Source organism: Bradyrhizobium sp., assembly GCF_016462955.1.
In the GTDB taxonomy this organism is placed as follows: domain Bacteria; phylum Pseudomonadota; class Alphaproteobacteria; order Rhizobiales; family Xanthobacteraceae; genus Bradyrhizobium.
The window spans coordinates 1-2963 of sequence record NZ_JAEMSD010000682.1 but is presented as its reverse complement, the minus strand read 5'-3'; the positions used below and the strand labels follow the sequence as shown (position 1 = coordinate 2963).

Annotated in this window: 4 protein-coding genes; 2 read left to right on the top strand and 2 right to left on the bottom strand. The window is 63.9% G+C overall.

Going from position 1 to position 2963, the window contains the following annotated elements; translation table 11 throughout:
* Positions 1 to 86 precede the first annotated feature (86 nt).
* Positions 87 to 590, top strand: a complete 504-nt coding sequence (locus tag JHD07_RS36805; protein ID WP_291631119.1) for a response regulator — start codon at positions 87 to 89, stop codon at positions 588 to 590.
* Positions 591 to 709: 119 nt separating this feature from the next.
* On the opposite strand, the gene JHD07_RS36800 is transcribed toward JHD07_RS36805, so the two are convergent.
* Positions 710 to 1009 (bottom strand): hypothetical protein, encoded by a 300-nt coding sequence (locus JHD07_RS36800; protein ID WP_291631117.1) that lies wholly within the window; start codon positions 1007 to 1009, stop codon positions 710 to 712.
* Between the two features lie 149 nt (positions 1010 to 1158).
* Here JHD07_RS36800 and JHD07_RS36795 point away from each other — a divergent pair, with 149 nt between their 5' ends.
* A complete protein-coding gene (locus tag JHD07_RS36795) occupies positions 1159 to 1794 on the top strand; it encodes a response regulator (RefSeq protein ID WP_291631115.1) in 636 nt (211 codons plus the stop codon).
* 131 nt (positions 1795 to 1925) lie between these two features.
* Here the strand turns inward: JHD07_RS36795 and JHD07_RS36790 are convergent.
* Positions 1926 to 2963: ATP-binding protein (locus JHD07_RS36790; RefSeq protein ID WP_291631114.1), on the bottom strand; the 1038-nt coding region annotated here is incomplete at its 5' end.

The window sequence follows — 2963 nt, the reverse complement described above, 5'->3', positions numbered from 1 at the left end:
TATCTGAGTCAATTGGCCAAAGCAGTTTTACGTCGCCTAAGCGCGTGCCGTGTATCCATTGAGGGTCTCAATCTCAGGATACGGCAATGCCCAGAAGTTCTCTCTCTCCCATCTCGCCAAACCTGCCCGACGGCGCCGAGCGGCGTGCGCTTCAGCTCCTAGTGGTCGACGACGACGCCACGCAGCGCCACCTGATCACAGTCGCCGCCAAGCAGGCCGGCCACGAAGTCACCGTGGCGCCCTCCGTGGCGGACGCGATCGAGAAGCTTCGGGCTGCGCGCTTTGACTGCGTGACGCTCGATCTCGTGCTGGAGGACGGCGACGGCATCGACGTGCTGCGCGAGATGGCAAAGGCGAAATTCGCCGGCGCCGTGATCGTCGTCAGCGGCATGGACGGCAAGCGCCGCAGTGCCGCCCGCAGCTTCGCCCGTTCCGTCGGTATCGAGCTCCAGAGCCTGCCGAAGCCGCTGGATCTCGCGGCTCTGCGCATCAGCCTTGCCAATCTCGGCAAGACCGCGATGGGCCTGCCCGCGATCCACACCTGGGGAGGTGTCGCGAGCGATGCAATCGTTGAACGGCACCGCGCCTGAAGCATGATCCGGAAAGTGCGAAGCGCTCTCCGGCAAGATGACGCTTTAACAACAACCTGAAGCGGGATGACGTTCATCCGGACCTCATCGCGCCTTGGAGCTGAAGAGGCGCCAGGCGATCAAACGCGGTGGTCCGTCGCGTTGCCGGATTCCGACAGGCATTGCAGGGCGTGGCCGAGGCCCGCCCGGCAGGCGCTGAGAGCCGCGCTCGCGCTGGCATAACGGGGCGTGACGTCGTCGAGCAGGACCACGTCCGCGGAACCCTCGAAATCGTCGCAATGTTCCTGATCCATGGCTGCGGCGATCCGGCGCATGCTCGTCTCGATCTGCGCGATCAGCAAACGAAGGTCCGTCGCAATCAGCTCACGGCTCGCGAGTTCGGGCGTTGCGACAGGACGCGGCGTGTCGGAATTTGGCATGGATATTCTCCGTCCCCCTCAATTAGGTGGCATGCCGCTACTTGTGCGTTAAGTCCATGTCCCGTACAAATCCGGGTGGGCCGAATCCGCGCCAAGCGCCATAACGAGTGGTGCGGACGCGAGTCCTTCATGCCAACTGGATGTGGCACATGGCCGAACAAAGCTCTCGCGGTGAAATCTTCGTGGTCGACGACGACCCTGCCGTTCGCGACACCTTGTCGATGGTGTTGAAGGCGGCCGGCTATGAGGTGATCTGTTTTGCGGACGGTGCGGCGCTGCTCTCCGTGGCGCGAAGCAGAACACCGGCTGCCATCCTGCTCGACGTGCACATTCCCGGGAAGTCGGGTCTCGACATTCTGAAGGAACTGCAAGGCGAGGACTATCCGGCGCCGATCTTCATGATCTCCGGGCAGGGCGACATCGCGATGGCGGTGGGCGCGATCAAGAGTGGCGCGCTCGACTTCATCGAGAAGCCGTTCCGCGGCAGCGAGATCGTCGGCCGCCTCGACGAGGCGATCGGCGCCTATGCCCGCAGGCAGGCGGAGAACGCATCGCCGAAATTCAGCTCGCTGCATTTTCCCGGCCGCGAGCCGTTGACGCGCAGGGAGCGCGAGGTGCTCGAGCAGTTCGCCTCGGGTGCTTCCAACAAGGAGGCCGGCCGAACGCTCGGCATCAGCCCGCGCACGATCGAGGATCACCGCGCCAACATCATGAAGAAGCTCGGCGCGCGTAACGCCGCCGATCTGATCCGAATCGTGATGACCGCGGCACAGCGCGCCTCGTAGGCGGCTGCATTGCGGATATTTCTTCGTCATTCCGGGGCGATGCGGAGCATCGAACTAGGGTGGGCGATTGCGTTCCCGAGAATCTCGAGATTCCGGATCGCGCTACGCGCGCCCGGAATGACTGCCAAACTTCACCCGCTCAGCGCCTTGCGGATGATCCGCGCCAGATCCGACTTGCGATAGGGTTTTGGCAGCAGCAGAACGCCCGAATCCAGCCGGCCGTGATGGATGATCGCGTTCTCGGTATAGCCCGAGGTGTAGACCACCTTGAGATCCGGCCGCGTCTTCATCATTTCGTCCGCAAGCTGCCGTCCGTTCATCTTGCCGGGCATGATGACGTCGGTGAACAGCAGATCGAACGGCTTTCCGGCGGCAACGATCGCGAGCGCCTCGGCGGCGTTGGCGGCCTGCAAGGTGACGTAACCCAGCCCGTGCAATTGCGCCAGCACGTAGTCCCGCACCAGCCGGTCGTCCTCCACCACGAGGATCGTCTCGTGTCCGCCCTCGATCGTCGCCGGCGTCACGCCCTCGCCGGCGGCCGCCGGCGTCTTGCCCGGCGGCAGATACATCTTGACAGTGGTGCCGTGTCCCTCCTCGCTGTAGATCTTGATGTGGCCTGCGGACTGCTTGATGAAGCCGTACACCATCGAAAGACCGAGCCCGGTGCCCTTGCCCGGTCCCTTCGAGGTGAAAAAGGGATCGAACACCCTGGCCAGCATGTTCGCGGGGATTCCGGTGCCGGTGTCGCTCACGGCGATCAGCACGTAATGACCCGCCGACACGTCGTTCGCACTGGCGTAGACTTCGTCGAGATAGGCGACACCCGTCTCCAGGATCAGCTTGCCGCCGCCCGGCATGGCGTCGCGGGCATTGAGCGCGAGGTTGAGGATCGCGGTGGTGAGCTGGTTGGGATCGACGACGCCGACGCAATTCTCGTCCTCGAACACCGATTCGATCTGGATATGCTCGCCCAGCGTCGGCCGCAACAATTTCGAGGTGTCGACGATCAGCGAGTTGATGTCGATCTCGCGCGGCTGCAGCGGCTGCTTGCGCGCGAAGGCGAGCAGGTGCTGGGTCAGATCGGCGCCGCGCGCGGCAGCCTCGTCGATCATCTTCGTGATCGCCGCGAGCTGCGGCTCCTTGGCGACCGCCTCCGCGAGAATCTCGAT